General features: G+C 60.6%; 23 protein-coding genes and 1 tRNA gene. 12 read left to right on the plus strand and 12 right to left on the minus strand.

Annotated features, from left to right (window positions below; genetic code table 11):
• The first annotated feature begins 1,189 nt into the window (after positions 1-1,189).
• A complete protein-coding gene (locus HMPREF2993_RS13520) occupies positions 1,190-1,489 on the plus strand; it encodes a hypothetical protein (protein ID WP_141758308.1) in 300 nt (99 codons plus the stop codon).
• Positions 1,490-1,516: 27 nt separating this feature from the next.
• Here HMPREF2993_RS13520 and HMPREF2993_RS11400 read toward each other — a convergent pair whose 3' ends face one another.
• The 10 genes from HMPREF2993_RS11400 to HMPREF2993_RS11440 form a co-directional block, all read right to left on the minus strand.
• Complete coding sequence (locus HMPREF2993_RS11400) at positions 1,517-2,092, minus strand: hypothetical protein (protein WP_070702456.1); 576 nt, start codon at positions 2,090-2,092, stop codon at positions 1,517-1,519.
• A 344-nt stretch (positions 2,093-2,436) separates the two neighbouring features.
• Positions 2,437-3,840: a DNA primase family protein gene (locus HMPREF2993_RS11405; protein WP_070702458.1), complete on the minus strand. Its 1,404-nt coding sequence runs from the start codon at positions 3,838-3,840 to the stop codon at positions 2,437-2,439.
• A complete protein-coding gene (locus HMPREF2993_RS11410) occupies positions 3,840-4,025 on the minus strand; it encodes a hypothetical protein (RefSeq protein WP_070702460.1) in 186 nt (61 codons plus the stop codon). Before HMPREF2993_RS11410 ends, HMPREF2993_RS11405 begins: the two co-directional genes overlap by 1 nt.
• Positions 4,025-4,600, minus strand: a complete 576-nt coding sequence (locus HMPREF2993_RS11415) for a hypothetical protein (RefSeq protein ID WP_141758309.1) — start codon at positions 4,598-4,600, stop codon at positions 4,025-4,027. The genes HMPREF2993_RS11410 and HMPREF2993_RS11415 overlap by 1 nt, the downstream gene beginning before the upstream one ends.
• On the minus strand, positions 4,597-5,145 hold the full coding sequence (locus HMPREF2993_RS11420; protein WP_070702463.1) for a hypothetical protein: 549 nt from the start codon (positions 5,143-5,145) through the stop codon (positions 4,597-4,599). Before HMPREF2993_RS11420 ends, HMPREF2993_RS11415 begins: the two co-directional genes overlap by 4 nt.
• A complete protein-coding gene (locus tag HMPREF2993_RS11425; RefSeq protein WP_070702464.1) occupies positions 5,145-5,357 on the minus strand; it encodes a helix-turn-helix domain-containing protein in 213 nt (70 codons plus the stop codon). Before HMPREF2993_RS11425 ends, HMPREF2993_RS11420 begins: the two co-directional genes overlap by 1 nt.
• A 244-nt stretch (positions 5,358-5,601) precedes the next feature.
• Positions 5,602-6,006, minus strand: a complete 405-nt coding sequence (locus HMPREF2993_RS13760; RefSeq protein ID WP_210401567.1) for a hypothetical protein — start codon at positions 6,004-6,006, stop codon at positions 5,602-5,604.
• Complete coding sequence (locus HMPREF2993_RS11430; protein WP_070702465.1) at positions 6,006-7,262, minus strand: tyrosine-type recombinase/integrase; 1,257 nt, start codon at positions 7,260-7,262, stop codon at positions 6,006-6,008. Before HMPREF2993_RS11430 ends, HMPREF2993_RS13760 begins: the two co-directional genes overlap by 1 nt.
• 175 nt (positions 7,263-7,437) lie before the next feature.
• A tRNA-Ser gene (locus HMPREF2993_RS11435) sits at positions 7,438-7,526 on the minus strand.
• A 45-nt stretch (positions 7,527-7,571) separates the two neighbouring features.
• Positions 7,572-8,726, minus strand: a complete 1,155-nt coding sequence (locus HMPREF2993_RS11440; protein ID WP_070702467.1) for a PucR family transcriptional regulator — start codon at positions 8,724-8,726, stop codon at positions 7,572-7,574.
• 113 nt (positions 8,727-8,839) lie between these two features.
• Here HMPREF2993_RS11440 and HMPREF2993_RS11445 point away from each other — a divergent pair, with 113 nt between their 5' ends.
• From HMPREF2993_RS11445 to HMPREF2993_RS11460, 4 genes are read left to right on the plus strand one after another with little or no spacing between them, the layout of a single operon-like run.
• On the plus strand, positions 8,840-10,237 hold the full coding sequence (locus HMPREF2993_RS11445; RefSeq protein ID WP_083318732.1) for an amino acid permease: 1,398 nt from the start codon (positions 8,840-8,842) through the stop codon (positions 10,235-10,237).
• 13 nt (positions 10,238-10,250) lie between these two features.
• A complete protein-coding gene (locus HMPREF2993_RS11450) occupies positions 10,251-11,924 on the plus strand; it encodes an alpha-keto acid decarboxylase family protein (protein ID WP_070702471.1) in 1,674 nt (557 codons plus the stop codon).
• A 10-nt stretch (positions 11,925-11,934) separates the two neighbouring features.
• Positions 11,935-12,993, plus strand: coding sequence for a histidinol-phosphate transaminase (hisC, locus tag HMPREF2993_RS11455; protein ID WP_070702472.1), 1,059 nt, complete (start codon positions 11,935-11,937; stop codon positions 12,991-12,993).
• 21 nt (positions 12,994-13,014) lie between these two features.
• Complete coding sequence (locus tag HMPREF2993_RS11460) at positions 13,015-13,386, plus strand: phage holin family protein (RefSeq protein ID WP_070702473.1); 372 nt, start codon at positions 13,015-13,017, stop codon at positions 13,384-13,386.
• Here HMPREF2993_RS11460 and HMPREF2993_RS11465 read toward each other — a convergent pair.
• Positions 13,383-13,637 carry a MoaD/ThiS family protein gene (locus HMPREF2993_RS11465; protein WP_070702546.1) on the minus strand — a complete coding sequence of 85 codons (255 nt, stop codon included), beginning with the start codon at positions 13,635-13,637 and terminating at the stop codon, positions 13,383-13,385. The two genes, HMPREF2993_RS11460 and HMPREF2993_RS11465, sit on opposite strands and share 4 nt — an antisense overlap.
• A gap of 40 nt (positions 13,638-13,677) precedes the next feature.
• Here HMPREF2993_RS11465 and HMPREF2993_RS11470 point away from each other — a divergent pair, with 40 nt between their 5' ends.
• The 4 genes from HMPREF2993_RS11470 to HMPREF2993_RS11485 are packed head-to-tail and all read left to right on the plus strand — an operon-like array spanning position 13,678 to position 16,727.
• Positions 13,678-14,829: a molybdopterin molybdotransferase MoeA gene (locus HMPREF2993_RS11470; RefSeq protein WP_070702474.1), complete on the plus strand. Its 1,152-nt coding sequence runs from the start codon at positions 13,678-13,680 to the stop codon at positions 14,827-14,829.
• Positions 14,826-15,296, plus strand: coding sequence for a MogA/MoaB family molybdenum cofactor biosynthesis protein (locus HMPREF2993_RS11475; protein ID WP_070702475.1), 471 nt, complete (start codon positions 14,826-14,828; stop codon positions 15,294-15,296). Before HMPREF2993_RS11470 ends, HMPREF2993_RS11475 begins: the two co-directional genes overlap by 4 nt.
• Positions 15,286-15,705, plus strand: coding sequence for a molybdenum cofactor biosynthesis protein MoaE (locus HMPREF2993_RS11480; RefSeq protein ID WP_070702477.1), 420 nt, complete (start codon positions 15,286-15,288; stop codon positions 15,703-15,705). The genes HMPREF2993_RS11475 and HMPREF2993_RS11480 overlap by 11 nt, the downstream gene beginning before the upstream one ends.
• Positions 15,702-16,727 (plus strand): ThiF family adenylyltransferase, encoded by a 1,026-nt coding sequence (locus HMPREF2993_RS11485; protein ID WP_070533421.1) that lies wholly within the window; start codon positions 15,702-15,704, stop codon positions 16,725-16,727. Before HMPREF2993_RS11480 ends, HMPREF2993_RS11485 begins: the two co-directional genes overlap by 4 nt.
• Positions 16,728-16,864: 137 nt before the next feature.
• Here HMPREF2993_RS11485 and HMPREF2993_RS11490 read toward each other — a convergent pair whose 3' ends face one another.
• The gene (locus HMPREF2993_RS11490; protein ID WP_010188343.1) at positions 16,865-17,179 is read right to left on the minus strand and encodes a DUF4288 domain-containing protein; all 315 of its coding nucleotides are present in this window, start codon (positions 17,177-17,179) and stop codon (positions 16,865-16,867) included.
• 357 nt (positions 17,180-17,536) lie between these two features.
• On the opposite strand from HMPREF2993_RS11490, the gene HMPREF2993_RS11495 reads away from it, so the two are divergent.
• From HMPREF2993_RS11495 to HMPREF2993_RS13255, 3 genes are all read left to right on the plus strand, one after another.
• A complete protein-coding gene (locus tag HMPREF2993_RS11495) occupies positions 17,537-18,268 on the plus strand; it encodes a DUF1648 domain-containing protein (RefSeq protein ID WP_070702480.1) in 732 nt (243 codons plus the stop codon).
• Between the two features lie 4 nt (positions 18,269-18,272).
• Complete coding sequence (locus tag HMPREF2993_RS11500) at positions 18,273-19,016, plus strand: NAD-dependent deacylase (RefSeq protein ID WP_070702482.1); 744 nt, start codon at positions 18,273-18,275, stop codon at positions 19,014-19,016.
• 61 nt (positions 19,017-19,077) lie between these two features.
• Positions 19,078-19,332, plus strand: a complete 255-nt coding sequence (locus HMPREF2993_RS13255) for a type II toxin-antitoxin system Phd/YefM family antitoxin (protein ID WP_371325913.1) — start codon at positions 19,078-19,080, stop codon at positions 19,330-19,332.
• The last annotated feature ends 668 nt before the right edge of the window (positions 19,333-20,000 follow it).

Consider the following 20,000-nt stretch of genomic DNA (forward strand, 5'->3'; position numbering starts at 1 on the left):
AGGTTCCGGTAATCTCCAACTGTAGAAACAGGGACGGCCCGGCGGGGGCGTTCGGGGGGGGGTCGCCACACAGCACCGGGCCTAACCATTCACACCGGGGGGATAGTGAACGGCTACACGTAGTCTCACACAGGCATGGCGGGCGCGCCACCGGAACAGCACGCGAACACCCCGCTATCCGTGGCTACTAATGCAGGTCACAAAGGGTACGGCCCATACGGGCGCGGGCGATATTCGACAATTGACGATTTGAAGGCGCTAGGGAAAGTACGGCCCATACGGGCGCGGGCGATATGTAGACAATGGTAACCATTGTCTAATTAATCAAAGTAGGTCACCTACCTTGAACGGTAAACGAGACGCTGAGTACTACCTTGCAGCCTTGAAGAAGAAACGACCCGACCTAGCGCAACAAGTCATCAACGGCGACATGAGCGCAACCAAGGCGGCACCCGGTACTTTTCGGCACCCCACTACTTCCACGAGGTGTGGAGAGAGAGACGGCCTGACTCACGGGCAGACGGGCAGAGTCAGGCAGGGCAACGGCCTTAAGAAAACAGGCGGCACCCCACCGGCACCGAAATGCTGGAACCCGTACACAGGCCCGGCCCCTATGCCTTCCGGCCCACCACCACGGGGCGGGGAGGGGCATCCCCCAGGGTGCCGTTTCTGATAAAACTCCAGACCTGTAGCCGAGTGGAGCAACAATGCCTTCCGGCGGTGCCAGCGGCTAGGGGCGGGACAACTCCCCTGCCCTCTACTAGCCCACCTTCCTGTGGCTGTGTTCAACGAGGTCACGCAAACTTTTGGCCTGTGTGTAAAAAATGCTTGAACCGTAGCGAAACGGGGCAGGGTTCTGTGGGCAACCCTAGGAATAATGTTGGTGGGCACCAGGGCGCGGGGGTTGCTGCCCAGTTATGAGCGGTAACAGGTGACTGTAGTCCGGGTAATTATCGTGGGTACATGTTTGTTAGCAGGCGCTGTACTCCCCCAACACCGCTATGCATAATCTGGAAACATCATGCACCAAACTGACATAATATAGATTATCGGACAACATACAATGCAACACTATGTATACACCTCCACTACCTGCATAAACGGCTGCATAGAACAGGTGTTGCTGTGCACGTTATCGTTATCGTCTGCCTAGTGTCATACTCCTACCTGTGTTGCTAAACTGCACCACATGGAAGAATACACCACATGGCTTGCCACCATCACCACGGATAGCGCACGCACCATTGCTAAAGCCACCGGCCTATCTCACACCACAATCAGCAGGGCAGCAGACAACACCACTCCCCCACCGGCTGTGGTGGTTGCCGTGGCACGCGCCTACGGTGCCAACCCTGTTACAGCACTAGCCCAGACAGGCCTACTCACCACAGCAGAGGCGGAACCATTCAGCGGCGCTCACGAGCTACGCACGGTGCCTAGCGCGGTGCTGCTTCAGGAACTACTCAGGCGGGAAGTGGAGAGCAGCTAACCACCCTCCACGCCCCGGCGCGGCGGTCTAGTAGGTGGACACCTCAATAATGCGGCCACCGATGTATCCATCCTCCCGGAAGGCGTGCGGGAACCTCACCACATCCGCGTGCGTCCACTCCAGCCCCTCCACGGGAACCTTGCGCACAATTGTCTTTGGCAGGCCACTATCCGGGTACCAATCCGGGTTGGGCTTGCGCACGGACTTGCGGCGCTTGCGCGTTAGGTTAATCTCCCGGCCCAATACTTTCGGGGCCAGGGCCATGCAAGCGTTGTACCAATCATCTGTGTCATGCGCGGACTGCCTTCCTGAGGCTCCTAGCCAGCAGTGCAGCATCTCGTGAAGCACGGTATCTGAGACCACATCCGTGCCCTTCTCGAATAGGTTGGACGCGATAGAAATACGCATGGACTCCAGGCCCACATCTACATGGCGAGTCAGTCCTAAGCAGTGTCCGTAGGCAGTGATGCCAATGACCATAGGCAGTTGCTCAGGGAGGCCAGGGAACAACGGCAGGTGCTTCTTGTAGCACTCATGGATAAAGTCGCCTGCTTCACCCCACAGGGCGCGGGCGGCTGTTTGGTAATCGTACGTAGTCGGCATAGCTATAGTGCCCACTTTCTTTCTGGTAGGGCACCGCTGGCAGCTCAGGCGTTGGACTGTCATCCGGCCATAAGCGCCAGGGCGCGGGGGTTGGTTGGTGTGCTGTGTGGTTGGGGGCGAAATATCTCAGCTGAGTTGCACCGTGTTCCACGTGTTCCATGTGTTCCACCAGGTCAGGGGCATGTTCCCTGTGTGTTCCCTACCGTGTTCCATGTTCCACTGAATCCCAGCAGCTGAAGGGGTAATTATTTTCTTTGGAACTTAATGGAACAAGAATGGAACATAGTGAAGATAGTTATCTACCAGGGGGAACGTATGGAACATAGGGAACACGGTAGTTTCAGCTACTTAATTCCCAATACGTAGCGGGGGCGCTTGCGCTTCTGCCCAACTACCCAACCATCTTGTTCAGGTGCTTCACGCTGCCTCACCTTCACTATCGGGGTCAGGGCGTTAATGCGGCGGTGAAGCTCAGCCTGTGAAACAGTGCCACGGCCTTCTTCCTTGCACCACTGCTTGTAATCGGCATACACAGTTTGCAAGACGATCCGATCATCTTCATCGCCGGTCACGTCGTAGGTGTCATAAAGGAAGGCACGCACGGGCGCGCCCAGGTCGCGCATCTCAGCAGCAACTACTTCCATCGTCTGTGGAACAGTGAACTTGCCCTGCTGGTTCAAACGCTTAAGCCCCTCCAGCGCCCAGATAAAGATGCCGGGCATCTCTTCTGCAATGCGCTGCCCCAAACTGGTATCAGGCTTATCCGCGAAAGACTTCACAAGGTTGACTGACATGAACCGGGTAACAATGGCTCCAGAGGCATCAATCAGTTTCGGAGTCTCATTACTCACCAGCATCAGGCGGGTGTTCATCGTGCCAACCCAATAGGGGCGATTCTTGCGGTTGATAGACACTTGGTCTTCACCCGTAATGTTCAGAATGCGCTCCACCTCACGAGGTGCGGGCTTATCATCACCACGGGCATCTTCCACCACTGCCAACGGCTTGCCAATCATCTGCTCCAGACCGAAATCACTGGCAAAATCTTTCAGCGCCGGGCTTGCCGTGTTCTCCATGCCAATCAGTGCTTTCAGCGTGCGGGAAATAGTGCCCTTGCCACCACGAGCCGGGCCAATGAGCAACAAGGCCTTATGCAGGTCTGTACGGCCCGAAATCAGGTATCCAGCCCACTCTTGTACCGTTAGCTGTGCTTCAGGGTCATGCGCAAACACGTCTGCCAGGAACTCCTTCCACACCGGGCATTCTGCACCAGGGCCATACTCATATGGAAGGACATAACTACAGAAAAACCGTGGCGTATGCGGATACAGCTCACCTGTTTCCAGATACACCAGCCCGTTATCCACCGGGGCGAAATCTTGCGCCAGGTGCCAATCTCCCTTGCGGACGTAATAAGGCATGTCCTGCGAATCAGACACATGCCGGTTACACAGTCCCTTCAGCGGCTCCAGCACCTTAGAAATCTTGGCAGGGTCAGGACTCCACGGCGCGTAAGAATCTTTACCGACGTTATAGACCTGCGCGTTATCCAGCACCTCATACAGTTCAGTACGGAGGTCAATCTCATCTTGCACAGCCCAGTGCGTGCCCTGATAACGCCACCATTCCCCACGGTAGAACTTCAGCACCGGATAGCCGTCATCGTCTAAGAAACGATCCCTAATCAGTTCCTGCGCTACCTTAAACGGCTCATGACTACCAGGCAGCAGCTGCTTACCTTCAATCATTACTTCCTACCTCCCCATGCTTCATCGGGTGCGTCTGTACGCGGGCCAATAGGGTCACGGTGCCCACTAGGCAGCGGCGGCATCCTTAAACCAGCCTCACGGCGGCGGGCAGCAGCTTCCCTATCCTCCAGGGCCTGCTGCTTCTCGTTGAGTTCATCAACCAGGCGGTAATCAACAGTCCCCATTACGTCACCTCCAGCCCGGCGCGTTTGGCTACATCCACGAGGCCACTTAGGCGGCTTAAGCAGCGGGTTATCTCTTGCGTGCTTGCCGTGGCTGTGGTCAGGCAATCCTCCCCCACCACCACGAGGGCGCGCCTTAAGCGGGCCTGCTTCATGCCCAGGGCCAGGTGTTCTACATCCGGCCATGCGGGCGGTAAGTAGGCTCCAGCGGTCACAGCAATCAGGGCGCGGGCCACTGTGTCCTGCTGGAGAGCGCCGGCCTGCTGTAGGTGTTGCTGTACCCGCTCAGCAGCTACCGGGGCATCACCACAGCCTGCCTCCACGAGGGCGTGGGCACAGGCCACCACAGCAGCGAACACCGTGTGATTATGCGGGGCATGGAAGTCATGCGGAACGAGAGTGTTGGCCAGGGCCACAACACGGGTAGCGGGTGCACCAATCAGGCCACGGATTAAGCCCTGCTCTAGTAGTTCCGGGCTGGTTGTGCTGGTATCGTCTAAGGCGATAACGCCGCCACCTGCATTATCGTCTTGCACCTGCCCTTGCACCGGGCGGGTGCTTTGCTTTGTGTCGGTCACTTAGCTGCACCCCCGTCTAAAGCGGTGAGCGTGGGGCGCGTGGCACGCTGTTTCTCCCACTCTGCATATCGTTGGTTGTGCTCTCTGTGCTGCTGCAATTGCTTGTTGTCAGTTTCGTTTGGTGCCATGAGCACGGGCAGGCGGTTGTATCCCAGTTCCTCATAGCTCCCAGGTTCCGTGTGGATCGGGTCACCAGGCTGGAGATAGTCGAGTCCGACGTATGCAATCACAGGCCTGCCGTTGCTATAGGTCTTAGGGCCTTTGAGCATTTTTATTCCTCCACCGTGGTTTGTTCCAACAGTGAGCAGTCCGAGGTCACGGAGGGCGTTATTCATCTCTGCGCAGAGGTCACTAAAAGGCTGTAGTAGCGCGTCCCACTCTTCCGGAAGTTCCGGCCCAGGTTCATCTTCTTCTTCTTCCCACGGCCTGTACTCGTAGTTGGTCTCGTAGTAGAGCTCTTCAAGTTCACGGGACATCTCTAGCCAGAGCGGCTGTGCGCGATATGCGAAGTAGAGCAACCAATCTTGTGCGGTAGGTTCCTGCATTACGCTGCACCTCCGCTCCACTTGTTGGTGGGGGTGAACAGCGCGGCTACGTCTTCAGGCTTCAGGCGGATAGCGCGGCCCATGCGGTACGCCACGAGACGGCCCTCCGCGATATAACGGCGCAAGGTGCGGGCGCTTATCTGTGTGCGCTCAGAGGCCTGCTGAAGCGTAATCAGTTCAGGTAGGGCAGACGCTGGTTTTTGGACAGTCATCCGGTTCAACTTTCCCCATGCTTTAGGCATGGCAACTAGCCCCAACGAATCGGGCACTTGTTGCACTCCAGGCCATTTAGCCTGTCATGGGTAGTTGAAACTCCACCATCCCCCGTTTATCCGCACGCTAACCTTGTCGGTGACTTGTTCAATCCCTTACGGCGGCTTGCTTTAGTAGACGGGTCGCACTTGCAAGCTGGATAGTTGTCAGCATACACCAACCGGGGCCATGTGCGGCCAGAAACTACATTCCTAGTAGACGGCGCAGGTTAGAGTACTCAATCTCACGCATCCCACCATTAAGCGCCTGTTGGACAATGGGCAGCAGCTTCTCAGCTCGAATCGAAAAATCAGGGAACTGTATATGCGGCCCGTCTTGTCTAATTGTTCGTGGCCTGCGCTCACGCTTCTGCGTTTCGGCCCACTCCAGAAACCTTTGGTGACTACCAGAAATTGCGGACGGGACATTAGGCCGGTTATCGGCTGTAAGTGTTGTCACCCGTTTAGCCGTCGTGCGGGGCGCTCCCAGTGGCGGCACAGACCAGGATTCATCCACTACCAGATCTCCTAGAATCCGGTCACCATCCATAACCCGCAATGTTTCGACAAACAACCGGCCACGGTATCGCTCAGATTTTTTCTTAGCCACTACGCTGCACCTCCCAGGGTTGCGTTAACCTTCTCCATCAACGAGGTTGTGCGACCGGCGCGAACCTTCATGTACACATCCAAAATTGTGGCCACATCGTCCTGCCCCAACAGCGTGCCAATCTCTTTCAAGTGCGCGCCCTGCTCAGCCAAACGAGTAATCAACCAGTTACGCCCACAGTGCGGATCAATATCGGCACACACCCCGGCCTTCTCTTTCGCACGTTTAAGGGCACTGCGATAACTCGTGTCCATCATCAATTGCCCTGTGTTAGTGGTGGTGAACAGGCGGGCGCGGCGGGTGCCAGCAGCAGTCCGCAAAACCGTTGACTCAGCAGGCACATGCAGGGCCAGGTGCTCCAGGAAGTAGGGAACGTCCGCGCTCATAATCGGTACCTCACGGTACCCCGCTTTAGTCTTAGGCGGCTGCACCTCCATGTGGTTGCCTCCACCATCCGTAATGCGCTGTGCGTTCTGCTTTACATGCACGCTCACACGCGGCATCCACGGGGCGGGCAAGTACTCAACGTGAACATCCTCAGCCTCCAGGGCCAGGGCCTCACCAATCCTTAAGCCGTGGTGCAACACGAGGGACGTTAGGGCCTTATAGCGGGCGGGCATGTGCTTCAGAATCGCCTTAAGCTCCCAATCTTCCGGCAAGTACTTCCCTTTAGTGGCCACTTTCTTACCAGCGTCTGGAACATCGACCGGGTTAACGGTGAGCATCTCACGGCGTACAGCTTCAGCGCACGCGGCCTTAAGTCGCTTATAGGCCTGCTGGTTAATCGTGCGGGCCTTTGGATAGCAGCGCTGCACCCCATCCCACCAGCGGTACACGTCCGCTTTAGTCAGCTCCACCAGACGCACATCCTTCAGGTGGCACACGTCCACATCGTCCGCGCCGGTGCCATAAGGCTCAGTAATCCGCACGCGGGTCACGCGCCTGTAGTTCTGCATGGTGGACTTACGGGGCGGCTCAGGGCGCTGCTCCAGCAACTCGTGAAACCTATCCATCCACTCCCCCACAGTCTCCGCGCTTATCTCTTCCTGCACGCGGCGCTGTTTCGGTGGTGTCCACTCTTCTAGGTCGATCAACTTACGTTCTGTTGCCAACCATCCACGGGCATCTGTTCGTGTCTCAAATGAGCGGCCCGGGGTATGCCTAGCCCCATCCGGGCCTGTGTATTGCGCGGTGAACCTCCGGCCCGTCTTGCGGACAGTGCCCCAATCGCTACGAGTGCGTCGTGTGCGTGCCATGTCTTATGTCCCTTTTTCGTGGGGCCAGGTCTTGCGCAACTGTTGCGTAACTGTTGCGTAGTGAGTGCTACTAGTGGCAACTCATGGCCACCTATGGCAACATAGTATCATGCCAATGACCAGCACAGATACAACAAAACCCCCGGTGAACACTCACCAGGGGAAATGTAGTTTGCGGAGACGAGAGGATTTGAACCTCCGGACCTACGCAAGTAAGTCAACTCCTTAGCAGGGAGCCCCATTCGGCCGCTCTGGCACGTCTCCAGCGATTCGCAATGAATCGTCCATCACTCTACCTGAGCGCTTCCCCTAGGGACAAAATGGGGCTTCCCTATTCTTTCCCTGAAGCGCCGCATGCAGCTTGAGAGCCACGTAGAGAGCCGCGCAGCGCCAGCCATCATCCAGCACGCCAGGCCCGAGAATCTCGCGGACGCGGTCCAAGCGGTAGTGCAGCGTGGCACGGTGGATGTAGAGCGCAGCAGCGGTCGCGGAGACGTTGCGGGAATGCTCAAAATAGGTCAGCAGGGTGTGCCAGTAGGAGTTGCGGGGGTCGTCGAGAAGCACGGCGGCATCCGGGCTCATCTCCACCACCGTCGCTGGGGTCAGCTCCCACCCGCGCAGCAGCCGCCACGCGCCCGCCTCCTCCCAGCGCAGCGAATCCTGGCCACAGAGTTTGGCCACGTCCGCCATGAGTCGCGCCTGCGGGGCCGTCGGCGCCGAGCCGCTCGCCACCACCTCAGCGCCGGTGACAAGCGCGGCACTCTGCAGCTCCTCCATGAGAGCCTCGGTGTCCTTGTCATCGCGGCGGCACTCAATGAGCACGAGGGAATCATGAGAGTCCGCGACCAAAAAGGGCCGGCGCACCAACGGGCGGGCAAGTTCCACGGCCACCGCACGCTGATCGCCTTCCACCAGCACGCGATGCACGGTCAGCTCGCCATCGGAGGGCAGGAGATCGCGCTCCCGGGCACCCGCCAGCGCGGCCGGATCACCGGTGAGCACCTCGCGGGCCAGCTCCCCGAGCTGTTGGGCGCGGGCGGCGAGGGGAGCATCGCGTTCGTCGATAAGCCTGGCAAGGGGCGCAAGCAAAGAGTCCAGGCGGGCCAAGGGGGCGTCGCCCAGCGCGGGCTCATCAATAATCCACAGATAACCCACCAGCCTGTCCTCGTGACGCAAGGGAATGACTACACGGGGCAGCATGTCATAGCGCGGGTTAGCGGGCAGGCGCACGGGCAGCACAGCCTCTTGGATTCCGAAGCTGAGCATCCACGGGATGGGCTCCGGGGGCGGGGTGCGATTAAGGATGGAGGCCGCGCGGTTCTTATCGATGGCACCGATTTGCGCACTAGCCGCAATCACCGCAATGGCGGGGGTAGTCACCTCAACGGAGCGCTGCAAGATCTGGGCGCATTCGTCGACGATATCCTGGATGCTCGTCAGCTGCGGGGGTGTCACTTTTGACATATGTCAAAGATACTTCCGAATATTGTCTAGTGACAAACAAAACTGTGCTGCGCAATAATCTCCTACAGCTAAATGACCCACGTCACACATATACGTTCATGAAGGGCGTCTACATGACCACAACCAACAATTCCGTCCGGGCGCAGGACGTTGTCGCCAGCGACAACGCCAGCACAGACGATGGCCTGCAGCGCGGCATGAAATCGCGCCACCTGCAAATGATCGCCTTCGGCTCGTGCATCGGCACGGGCCTCTTCTTGGGCTCCGGTGCCTCCATCCAGGAGGCCGGTCCCGGCGTTATCGCCGCCTACGCCATCGGCGGCTTCATCATCTTCCTCATCATGCGCATGCTCGGTGAGATGGCCGTGGAGCACCCCGTCGCCGGCTCCTTCAGCGCCTACGCCCGCGAATACATCGGGCCCATCGCCGGCTTTGTCACCGGCTGGAACTGGTGGTTCACCACCATCGTCGTCGGCATGGTGGAGCTCACCGCCGCGGGCACCATCATGGACTTCTGGTTCCCTGGCATCCCGCACTGGCTCACCGCCCTCGTCGCGCTCGTCATCGTCACCGCCATCAACCTGGTGCACGTCGGGGCCTTTGCCGAGGCGGAGTTCTGGTTCTCCCTCATCAAGGTCGTCGCACTCATCCTCATGATCGTCGTCGGCGCGGCCATCGTCTTCGGCCTTACCCCGGAGCCCGCCCTCGGCTTGAGCAATATCACCGAGCACGGAGGCTTCTTCCCCAACGGTGCCGCCGGTGTGCTCTTCTCCCTCGTCGCGGTGATTTTCTCCTTCGGCGGCATCATCTCCATTGGTACTGCCGCGGGCGAGGCCCAAGATCCCGCCAAGAGCCTGCCCAAGGCCATCAACAACGTGATCTGGCGCATCCTCATTTTCTACGTCGGCGGCATCAGCATCATCGTGCTGCTCGCCCCGTGGAATGAGCTCGATACCTCTACCTCCCCCTTCGTACGCGCGCTGAGCACCCTAGGCATTACGGCCGCCGCCACGGGCCTCAACCTCATCGTGCTCGTCGCCGCCGTCTCCGTGTTCAACACCATGACCTTCTCCGGCGCGCGCATGCTGCGGGATCTTTCCCGCGGCGGCCAAGCCCCGCCCTTCTTCAACTCCGTCAGCGCCAAGGGCGTGCCGGTTCGCGCCTTGCTCTTCAACTCCCTGCTCATGGGTTCTGCCGTGCTGCTTAATTTCCTCTTCGAGGGCAAGATCCTGATTGTTCTCCTCGCCATCATCGTCGGCGCGGAGCTCATCTCCTGGTCCGCCATTGCCATAGCACACCTGAACTTCCGCAAGCGCTGCCCGAACGCCGCCTTCCGCGCGCCCCTCTACCCCATCGCTAACTACCTGTGCTTGGGCTTCTTCGCCCTCATAGTCGCCTTAATGTTTACGCTGCCCGACTACCGCACCGGCGCCATTGTCCTACCCTGTTGGATTGTGACCTTGGCCCTCATCTGGCTGGGCAAGAAGCGCCACGACGCCCGAAACAACTAGAAAGGACCCTCTCATGCAGACCACCATTGGTGATTTCATCCTGGACCGCCTCAAGGCCATCGGCATTACTGAAATCATCGGCGTGCCCGGTGACTTCAACCTGAGCTTCCTCGAGCAGATTGAGGCATCCGAGGGCATCCGCTTCGTCGGCGCCTGCAACGAGCTCAACGCCGCCTATGCTGCCGATGGCTACGCCCGCCAACGCGGCGTAGGCTGCCTGCTCACCACCTATGGCGTGGGCGAGCTTTCCGCACTCAACGGCATTGCGGGTGCCCGTGCCGAGCACGTCCCACTGGTGTCGCTGGCAGGCGCGCCGCCGCAGTATGCGACTGAGTTCCGCTGGAACCTGCACCACTCGCTTGCCGACGGCGACTTTGCCAACATGCTCGATTCCTTCGCGCCCTTCACCGAGGTGGCCACGCGCGTGTCCCCCATGAACGTGGTCGAGGAATTCGACCGCGCCCTGCACACCTGCCTGCGCGAAAAGCGCCCGGTGCATATCCAGATCCCGTCCGATATCACGCACCTGACCATCGAGGTTCCCGACGAACCTTTCTCCACCGAGCTCGCAACCTCCGATCCGGAGCGCCTGAACGCCGCTGCGGACTACGTGCTGGAGCACCTCGCGAAGGCCAAGGACCCGATCATCCTCATCGACCAGGACACCAACCGCCACGGTTTCACGGAGAAGTTCCGCGCCATCATCGACAAGGCCCAGCTGCCCTACTCCCAGCTCTCCTCCGGCAAGGCCATCTTGTCTGAGCGCCACCCGCTCTTCATCGGCACCTATAACGGCGCGGCCTCTGCCCCGGGCGTCCAGGAGCGCATCGAAAACTCTGACTTCCTGGTCACCACGAACCCGCGCTTCATCGAGGTCAACTCCGGTTCCTTCACCCACAACCTGGCCGACGCCCGCGTCTACAACTTCGGCGACCAGCACCTCAACGCCGACGGCGAGTTCTTCGTCGGCATCAATACGCTGGAGCTTCTCGACGTCCTCCTGGACCGCATCCCGGAAGCGGAGGCAACCACAACCAAGGAATTCCAGCCCGAGGCCTTCGAGCCCAACCCGGATGCCCCGCTAACCCAGGAACGCATCTGGCCGCAGATGCTCGGCTTCATCCAGGAAGATGACGTGGTCATCGCCGAAGCCGGCACCTCCAATATCGGTTTGGGCCAGCAGCGCATGCCCGAGGGCGTGCAGTACATCAACTCCACCATCTGGGGTTCCATCGGCTTTACCCTGCCGTGCGTGCTCGGTTCGCAGCTGGCCAACCCCGAGCGCCGCCACGTCCTCTTCATCGGTGATGGCTCCTTCCAGCTCACCGCACAGGAGCTGTCCACCATCCTGCGCCAGGACCTCAAGCCCATCATCGTGCTGGTCAACAACGATGGCTACACCATCGAGCGCTACATCTTGGGCATGGAACGCGAATACAACGAGATCCAAATGTGGGATTACACGGCGCTGCCGAAGGTGTTCATGAAGGACACCACGATGGAGTCCTACGTGGCCTCCACCGAAGGCGAGCTGGCGAAGGCCCTGAAGGACATCGCCGCCCACCCGGAGCGCGGTGCCTTCCTCGAGGTGCGCCTCGATGCTTTCGACGCACCGAAGGGCCTCCAGGCCTTCGGCCCGCAAACTGCAGAATTCGACTTCGGCCCTCGCGGCCCCCGCAACGCCTAAGGTAGAGAACATGATTCGACCAGACCTTTCCTCCCTGCCCGCCTACGTCCCCGGCAAGAATGCCGAGCACGCCTTGAAGCTCTCCTCCAATGAGGCAACTCAGGAGCCGCTGCCCGGCGCGCTGAAGGCCATGGAGACTGCTGCCGCGCACGTCAACCGCTACCCGGATATGGGCGCGGTGGAAATCCGCAAGGCACTCGCCGAAAACCTCGGTGTTAGCCCTGAGCAGGTCACCACCGGCGCTGGTTCCTCCGCGATTTGCCAGCAGCTGGTGCAGATCACCTCGGTGCCCGGTGATGAGATTGTCTTCCCCTGGCGCTCCTTCGAGGCTTATCCCATCTTCGCGCAGGTCGTGGGCGCTAGCCCGGTCAAGGTTCCGCTCACCGCGGATCACCGCGTGGACTTGGAAGCCATGGCGGCTGCCATCACGGACAAGACCCGCCTGATCTTCGTGTGCAACCCGAATAACCCCACCGGCTCCATCATCACCAAGGAAGAGTTCGACGCCTTCTTGGCCAAGGTCCCGAAGGACGTCATCGTGGCGCTCGATGAGGCCTACATCGAGTACAACCGCAACGACGCCGTCCCGCTGGCCACCGACTATGTCCACACCCACAACAACGTCATTGGCCTGCGCACCTTCTCCAAGGCCTATGGCCTGGCCGGTGTCCGTTTGGGCTATGCCTTCGGCAACGCCGAGATCATCGAGGCCTTAAGCAAGGTGGCCATTCCTTTCTCCGTGAACTCGGTAGCGCAGGCGGGTGCGGTGGCCTCGTTGGCCGCCCAGAACGAGCTACGCGAGCGCACCGATGAGACCGTTGAGCAGCGCGACCGCCTGGTCACGCACTTCGCGGACTTTGGGGTTCCGGAGTCCCAGGCCAACCACATCTGGTTTGCCGCCGACAGCATCGCGAAGCTGGGCTCCCCGCAGGACGTCGCCGCAAAACTCGCGGAGAATGACGTCCTGGTCCGCGCCTTCCCCGAGGGCGTGCGCATTTCCGTCACCACGGCGGAGGAAACCGACGTCCTGCTTAAGGCGTGGGACGCTGCCTTCGCTGCAGAGGAGTAGTTTCCGCGCTAGAGTGCAGTTGTGAAGACATTTATCAATTTTGCACTCAACGTCATTGCCGTCGCGGTGGCCTTCTGGGCCGTGGTGGCGATTGTCCCCGGAATCGACATCGTTCCTGCTAGTACCCAGAATTTCCTGTTCATCGCGGCGGTCTTCATCATCGTCAACGAGGTCGTCACCCCGGTGCTTCGCTTCCTCGGCGCCCCGCTGACCTGCCTGACACTGGGACTGTTCGCGCTCGTCATTAACGGCGCGGTCCTGCTCCTCGTCAGCGCGCTGATGGACTCACTCGTCATCGACGGCTGGGGTGCTGCCATCATCGGCGCGATTGTGCTCGCGATTGTCTCCGGCGTGGTGAACTTCTTCACCAGCCCGCTGCGCAGCCGAAACTAACCACCAGCGAAGGGTGGGAGGACGTCGACGCGGGAAGCGCGACCAAGCACGGCACCCTCGGTAGCGCTCGCGCCATCCACCAGGAAGGTGCAGCGCTCCAGCACCTCTGCAAAGCTCATACCGGCCTCGGTGCTGCCGGTGTGGCGCTGACGCAGTACTTCCAGCAACTCCCCCAGTGTCGCCGCCTGCGCTGTGTCCTGCGCGCGCCCTGCGGCGGCGCGGGCTGCGGCAAAGTAGTGTATGTCAACCATGGTTGCCACTATGCCAGCCTCCGTGACAGGAAGGAACCCGATGCGCACCTATGAGGAACACCTTGCCGCCGTCCGCGCGGCCCTTCCGCAACCCCGCGCGGTCTCCACTCCCCTGAGCAGCGCCTTCGGACGCCGTGCCGCCGCCACGTACCGCGCGGAACACAACCTTCCACCTTTCGATAATTCGCAGATGGATGGCTATGCTCTTCCGACTACACACGGCGGCGCCTTCACCGTCGGCCGCACCATTGCGGCGGGTGATCCTCCGGTGGACCTCACCGAAGGCACCGCCCTTCCCATCATGACCGGCGCCAAAATCCCCGAAGGCACCGCTACCATCGTCCCCGTCGAGCACTGCGAGCCCCCGCACTTCCCCGAGGAGGGCGCCACGGTCACCGTGCCGGCAGCCCCCGAGCAGTTCATCCGCCGTGCCGGCTCCGATGTCCAGGCCGGCACGACCCTCATCAACGAGCACGCGCTTCTCGACGCCCCCTCCATCGCCACCCTCGCCTCCCAGGGCCTGGCCGAGGTCCTCACATACGCGCCCGCCCGCATCCTCATCTGCACCGGCGGCGCGGAAATCGGTGGCACGGGCGAGGCCACCATCCCCGATTCCAATGCACCGATGCTCGCGGCCTTGGCTGCGCAGTATGGCATCGACGTAGCCGGCTTCGTGCGCACGAATGACGATCCTTCTGCCCTGCGCGCGGACCTCACCGAAGCGGTCATCACCCACCGCCCCGATGTCATCGTCACCTCCGGCGGCATCTCCCACGGAAAGCTTGAGGTCATCCGCCAGATCTTCGAAGAGGACGGCTGGTTCGGCCACGTGGCGCAGCAGCCCGGCGGCCCGCAGGGCCTGTCGCGTTTGGGGGAGGTTCCCGTTGTCTGCTTCCCCGGCAACCCGATCTCCACGCTAGTAAGTTTTCGCCTCTACTTGGCACCCGTTATCGGCCGCGCTCCCGCTCCATTTAGAGCACACCTTACTGAGCCCGCCGAAGGCCTCAACAACCGTGAACAGTTCCGCCGTGGAACTATCAACATTTCCGATGGCACCGCCGAAGCCTCCTTCCTCGGCGGCACCGGCTCCCACCTGATGTCCCAAGCCATCGGCGCTACTGCCCTCATCCGTATCCCGGCTAACACGCAGCTTTCAGCCGGCGACCTCGTGGAGGTGTTCCCGCTCTCATGACCCGCCGCGCACTCGTCATCGTTGCCTCGACCCGCGCCGCCGCCGGTGAGTACGAGGACCGCTCCGGACCCATCCTGGTGAACTTCCTTCGTGAGCAAGGTTTCGATACCCCGCAGCCCCTCGTCGTCGCGGACGCCGATATCGACTCAGCCCTCGCCACTGCCTTCGCCGATGCGCCCTCCGTAATCCTCACCTCCGGCGGCACCGGCATCACGCCGGATGACCGCACCGTCGAAGCACTCACCCCGCACGTGGAGCGCGAACTGCCCGGCCTAGCCCACGCCTTCTATGCGCACTCAGCGGCCATCCCCACCGCGGCACTCTCCCGCACGGTTGCCGGAGTCACCGGGTCCACTTTCGCCATGGCCCTGCCCGGCTCCACGGGTGCGGCCAAGGACGGCTGCGCGGTCCTCGAACCAGTTCTTAACCACATCATCAACCAGCTGGAAGGCATCAATGAGCACTAACTTCGGCCTACTCGGCGCGCACATCAGTGCTGAGACCATCACAGCCCCCGACATCGCCACCGCGGAAACGGGTGCCGTCGTTTTATTCGACGGCATCGTACGCAACCACGACTCCGGCCGCGGCGTCAAACTCCTCACCTACACCGCGCACCCCTCAGCCCAGCAGGAGATCGAGCGTGTCGCCGGCGAGGTCGCCGCCGCCTTCCCTGCCGTCCGCCTCTGGTGCGCGCACCGGACTGGAGCACTAGAGATCGGCGAGTCCGCCTTCATCGTCGCCGCCGCCTCCGCGCATCGCAAGGATGCCTTCGAAGCAGCGTCGACCTGCGCCGACCGCGTCAAGGCGGAAGTCCCCATCTGGAAGGAACAGCTGCACACCGATGACACCACCACGTGGGTAGGCCTGGAATGAGTTCACGCTACGCACGCCAGGAAGCCCTGTGGGGAACCTCTACACAGGAACGACTTCGCGCTTCCGCCGTCGCCGTCATCGGCGCCGGCGGCCTGGGATCGCCTGCCCTTCTCTATCTCGCAGGCGCAGGCGTGGGACGCATCCTGCTTTTCGACGACGACACCGTCTCCCTCTCCAACCTGCACCGCCAAGTCATCCACAGCACAGCAACCGTAGGCCAGCCCAAGACCGAATCCGCCGCTTCGGCCTTGAACGCCCTCAACCCGGAGTGCACCGTCGAGGAGTTCTCGCGCCTGACACCCGATACCGCCTTGGAGCAACTGCGCGGCGCTGACCTCATCATCGACGGAACCGATAACTTCTACTCCCGCCACCTAGCCTCCTGGGCCGCCCATGAACTGGGCATTCCGCACGTATGGGCCTCGCTTCTGGGCTACGACGCGCAGCTCACCGTCTTCCACTCCGGCCACGGCCCGGTCTACGAAGACCTCTTCCCCACCGACCCGCAGGTGCCCTCCTGTTCGCAGGCTGGTGTGATGGGACCGGTCGTCGGCGTCGCCGGCTCCGCCCTGGCCGTCGAAGCGCTCAAGCTCCTCACGGGAATCGGCACCCCGCTCATCGGCACGCTGGGCTACTACGATTCCCTCGCCGGGACCTGGGAGTACATCCCCGTGCGCGCAAACGGCGCCACCCCGGCGCGCCCCGACAACCCCACCGACATCCGCGACATCCCAGAGGACGCCACGCTTATCGACGTCCGCACCGCCCCCGAGCGCGCCGCCTCCCTCATCCCCGGCTCGCAGCATCTCCCGCTCGATGAGATCCTCGCCGGCCACAACCCGCCACTAGACCCCGCCGACCTCGCCGTCCTCTACTGCGCCAGCGGCCTGCGCTCCGCCCAGGCCGTCGAGACCCTGCGCGCCCGCGGTTTCAGCAACGTCTACTCGCTGCGCGGCGGCATCGACGCCTGGCAAGAGCACATCTCCGAACTCTCGGCCGAAGCCGACGCCGAGGCGAGCTAGAGACCATTTCTCTCGATGACCTAGAGGCCGAACGTGGCGTGGAGAATTAACTTCACGCCGCGCGGTGCGAAAGCCTTCCGAAAGCTAGCCAGGCCAATGCAGAAGAGAGTCAGCAGGTTTCTTCGCGAAGTCTACGATTAATCAGCCAACGGGTCGGTTCCGCCGAGCTTCATCTCGAAACGCTCGTAGTCCTCTAGGTTCGCAAAGTGCCGCGAGTAAAGATCGCAATCGCGGTCTACATAACCATAGAGGGCTGGCGCGACATCCACGATGTGCCGTACCTTCACATCCTCTCCATCGGCCTGCTCGTTCGCCATCGCTTCAACGCGCTCTCGGGCCTTCTCTTCCGACTCCGCATACACAATATAAAAGTCCTCGCGGAAGAAGCTTTGGGCAGATGAACTGGACTTCTTAGCAAGCTCCATCACGACAATTCCAACATAAGGTTCCATTGCCGGCTACTGTCCTTTCCGGTTCTTGGTCAGCTTGGGCTCGACTCTACCTGCTCACCCAGACCACGTAGCGTGGAAAGAATCAGCCGGTCGCCCTTTAAGCTCATTACCAATGAAGACCCATTCCGCACCCACGGCTTCAGCAACGTCTACTCGCTGCGCGGCGGCATCGACGCCTGGCAAGATCACAACGACACATAGCCCGCACTCTTGCTCAGTCTCCTCTGCTCACATGGCATCTTGTAAAAGGCATCAACCAGAAGGCGTTTTCAGAGCCAAAAACGCCTTCTGGTTGATGCCTTTTGCCAGACGCCTTTCGCAGAGGTCCTCGGCCGGTCGCCTTGTAAACTCACTGGCATGAGAAGCCGCCAGTATTACGTCGCTACCGCTGTGGTGTGTGCTCTCACGCTGGTGTACATGCTGCTGCGCTGGGATTCGGTGCCTGATCCCATCCCGGTCCACTTCGATGGCTCGGGCAACCCGGACCGCTTCGAGCCCAAATCTTTCCTCAACGCAACGGTCCTGGTGTGGATCGGCGTTGTGTTCGCCATTGCGCTGCCGCTGTGCGTGCCGCCGATCTCGCTGGCTCGAAAAACAATGGATGTTCCGGCAGAGTCAACTCTTCCGTTCTCCGAGGCCACGGCACAGCGCGCGGAGCTGCTCACTGGAAAGACCTCCACGTTCATTGCCCAGACAGTCCTCACCATGACGGCCTGCGTGTGCCTCACTGCGGTCTGCACCGTCATTCCGGATATCCCCTTCTCGGGCTTTCTCCTCGTGGCCGCGTGGATAGCCTTCACCGTGTTCATCATGATTCAGGGCGTCCGATTGACGCTGACATCTGCGAAGGCCGTGCAATCCATTCCCACCGACCATGATGAACAGGTTCGCAACACAGCACTCCGCTTTGCCGGTGGTATGGGCTTCTATAACGAGCCCACAGACCCCATGTGCATGGCAGTCTTCCCCACGAATCCATCGAAGCTGCAGATCAACACCGCGCACGAACCGGGCCGGCGCTACCTGTGGCGCATGGGCATCGCCCTCACTGCATCCATAGCATTCTGCGTGCTCATCGCCGTACTCTAGGCATATGGAGCACCTGTTTGAGCGCGCACACTCGATTCTTTCTGATGCCACCCACGTCGAGGTGTTCACCGGCGCGGGCATGAGCGCGGATAGCGGCATCGCCACGTACCGCGATGCGCAGACGGGCATTTGGGAGAACGTGGATCCGGTGGCGATGGCGTCGATAAGCGCATGGCGCAATGATCCTAAGCCCATGTTCGCCTGGTACCTGTGGCGCGCCCAGCTGGCGCAGCGGGCCGCGCCCAACGCCGGGCACCGCGCAATTGCTGCCGCACGCGGCATGACGGTGACCACGCAAAACATCGATAACCTGCACGAGCGCGCCGGAAGCCAAGACGTGGTTCACCTGCATGGCTCCTTGTTCGCATTCCGCTGCACCGACTGCGATACGCCGTATGACGAGGACATTGCACTGCCGAGCGAACCGGTCGAGAGCATCACCCCACCCGAATGCCCCGTGTGCGGCGGGCTCGTGCGCCCGGGCGTGGTGTGGTTCGGCGAGGCCCTGCCCGACGACGAATGGGCCGAGGCCGAGCGCCGCATGTCCACCGCGGACGCGCTGCTCATCGTTGGAACCTCCGGCGTGGTCTACCCTGCCGCCGGCCTGCCGCAGATTGCCCACGCGCGCGGCATCCCCATCGTGGAAGTCACCCCGCAGCCCACGGACCTCTCGCCGCTTGCCAGCGTGGTGGTCACCGCCACCGCAGCGGAGGCGCTATCTCGCATCCTGGCGGGGCGGATCGGATAAACAGCAACCCGATATCCCGCGACCCTTGCCCACCGAAATGTACAAGATGTACATTTGCAGTATGAAAACGATGTCAGTGGCATCCAGCCAATTCCGCCAATCCCAAAGCCAAATTCTTGAAGAGGCACAGCACACACCCATCGCCATCACTAGTCGTGGAAGCCGGATTCGCGCTTTTGTCGTCTCTCCTTCATTTTTCGCCCGCGCAGTCGAAGCACTGGAAGATCGTGAAGATGTTCAGGCCGCTGAACTTGCCCGAGGAGAGTCCGTAGAGATTTCACACGAAGACCTTAAAAAAGAACTGGGCCTCACCTAATCGCCTTCTATGGCTAACTCCACTTATCGCATCACCTATAAGGCATCCGCAGCCAAGGAGCTACGCAAGCTCGACAGGCCGACACAAAGGCGACTACTTGCCGCAATCGAAGATTTGGCCGTTACCCCTCGCCCGGATGGAGTAAAGAAGCTCAAACCGGCCAGTCATTCCGCCCCTTCAGAGGAGGTAAACCCATGCTCTACCTTGTTCCAGGAGCCTTAGCGGGAATCACCTTTTACGCCATTCTCACAGCAGTGAGCTGGGCCATCGGGAAAGCCTGGCCACAACGACGTCTAGGCGCACATAGCCGGTTGACCATCCACTGCCTTGCCGCAGTTGCATTTTCAATTTTTCTCGCTTTGCCTGGCGGCGGCGGAAACTGGGCCACCCACCTGCAAATCAGCGGGTTCCTACTAGTGGGATGCGTTCTGAGCTGGGTGACTGCAGCGATGAACAACGGAGACAATGCCTGACGCCGTAGAGCGATAACTTCCCTTAATCGCCATTCCTCACATCCCTAATGCATACAAACCCTGTGAGTTGTTCTCCGGGGAGGCATAAGGGCTTCTTCCCTGCATTTTCTCTTCGCTCATTAACGGAGAAAACGAATTGAGCGAACTGGGGAACAATCTGTACCGATGGAAAAAGCTCCCTTAATTGGTGAGTAA

Origin of the sequence: Corynebacterium sp. HMSC068G04 (genome assembly GCF_001814885.1) — a bacterium.
Classification (GTDB): domain Bacteria; phylum Actinomycetota; class Actinomycetes; order Mycobacteriales; family Mycobacteriaceae; genus Corynebacterium; species Corynebacterium hiratae.

What these genes read in the sequence shown, in the direction of transcription:
- HMPREF2993_RS11440 (WP_070702467.1), bottom strand. Translation starts at nt 8,726, where the DNA reads ATGTCAAAAGTGACACCCCCGCAGCTGACGAGCATCCAGGATATCGTC.
- HMPREF2993_RS11425 (WP_070702464.1), bottom strand. Translation starts at nt 5,357, where the DNA reads ATGACTGTCCAAAAACCAGCGTCTGCCCTACCTGAACTGATTACGCTT.
- HMPREF2993_RS11480 (WP_070702477.1), top strand. Translation starts at nt 15,286, where the DNA reads ATGAGCACTAACTTCGGCCTACTCGGCGCGCACATCAGTGCTGAGACC.
- HMPREF2993_RS11500 (WP_070702482.1), top strand. Translation starts at nt 18,273, where the DNA reads ATGGAGCACCTGTTTGAGCGCGCACACTCGATTCTTTCTGATGCCACC.
- HMPREF2993_RS11445 (WP_083318732.1), top strand. Translation starts at nt 8,840, where the DNA reads ATGACCACAACCAACAATTCCGTCCGGGCGCAGGACGTTGTCGCCAGC.
- HMPREF2993_RS13255 (WP_371325913.1), top strand. Translation starts at nt 19,078, where the DNA reads ATGAAAACGATGTCAGTGGCATCCAGCCAATTCCGCCAATCCCAAAGC.
- HMPREF2993_RS11465 (WP_070702546.1), bottom strand. Translation starts at nt 13,637, where the DNA reads ATGGTTGACATACACTACTTTGCCGCAGCCCGCGCCGCCGCAGGGCGC.
- HMPREF2993_RS13520 (WP_141758308.1), top strand. Translation starts at nt 1,190, where the DNA reads ATGGAAGAATACACCACATGGCTTGCCACCATCACCACGGATAGCGCA.
- HMPREF2993_RS11495 (WP_070702480.1), top strand. Translation starts at nt 17,537, where the DNA reads ATGAGAAGCCGCCAGTATTACGTCGCTACCGCTGTGGTGTGTGCTCTC.
- HMPREF2993_RS11450 (WP_070702471.1), top strand. Translation starts at nt 10,251, where the DNA reads ATGCAGACCACCATTGGTGATTTCATCCTGGACCGCCTCAAGGCCATC.
- HMPREF2993_RS11410 (WP_070702460.1), bottom strand. Translation starts at nt 4,025, where the DNA reads ATGGGGACTGTTGATTACCGCCTGGTTGATGAACTCAACGAGAAGCAG.
- HMPREF2993_RS11400 (WP_070702456.1), bottom strand. Translation starts at nt 2,092, where the DNA reads ATGCCGACTACGTACGATTACCAAACAGCCGCCCGCGCCCTGTGGGGT.
- HMPREF2993_RS11430 (WP_070702465.1), bottom strand. Translation starts at nt 7,262, where the DNA reads ATGGCACGCACACGACGCACTCGTAGCGATTGGGGCACTGTCCGCAAG.
- HMPREF2993_RS11470 (WP_070702474.1), top strand. Translation starts at nt 13,678, where the DNA reads ATGCGCACCTATGAGGAACACCTTGCCGCCGTCCGCGCGGCCCTTCCG.
- HMPREF2993_RS11405 (WP_070702458.1), bottom strand. Translation starts at nt 3,840, where the DNA reads ATGATTGAAGGTAAGCAGCTGCTGCCTGGTAGTCATGAGCCGTTTAAG.
- HMPREF2993_RS11490 (WP_010188343.1), bottom strand. Translation starts at nt 17,179, where the DNA reads ATGGAACCTTATGTTGGAATTGTCGTGATGGAGCTTGCTAAGAAGTCC.
- HMPREF2993_RS11420 (WP_070702463.1), bottom strand. Translation starts at nt 5,145, where the DNA reads ATGCAGGAACCTACCGCACAAGATTGGTTGCTCTACTTCGCATATCGC.
- HMPREF2993_RS11475 (WP_070702475.1), top strand. Translation starts at nt 14,826, where the DNA reads ATGACCCGCCGCGCACTCGTCATCGTTGCCTCGACCCGCGCCGCCGCC.
- hisC (WP_070702472.1), top strand. Translation starts at nt 11,935, where the DNA reads ATGATTCGACCAGACCTTTCCTCCCTGCCCGCCTACGTCCCCGGCAAG.
- HMPREF2993_RS11485 (WP_070533421.1), top strand. Translation starts at nt 15,702, where the DNA reads ATGAGTTCACGCTACGCACGCCAGGAAGCCCTGTGGGGAACCTCTACA.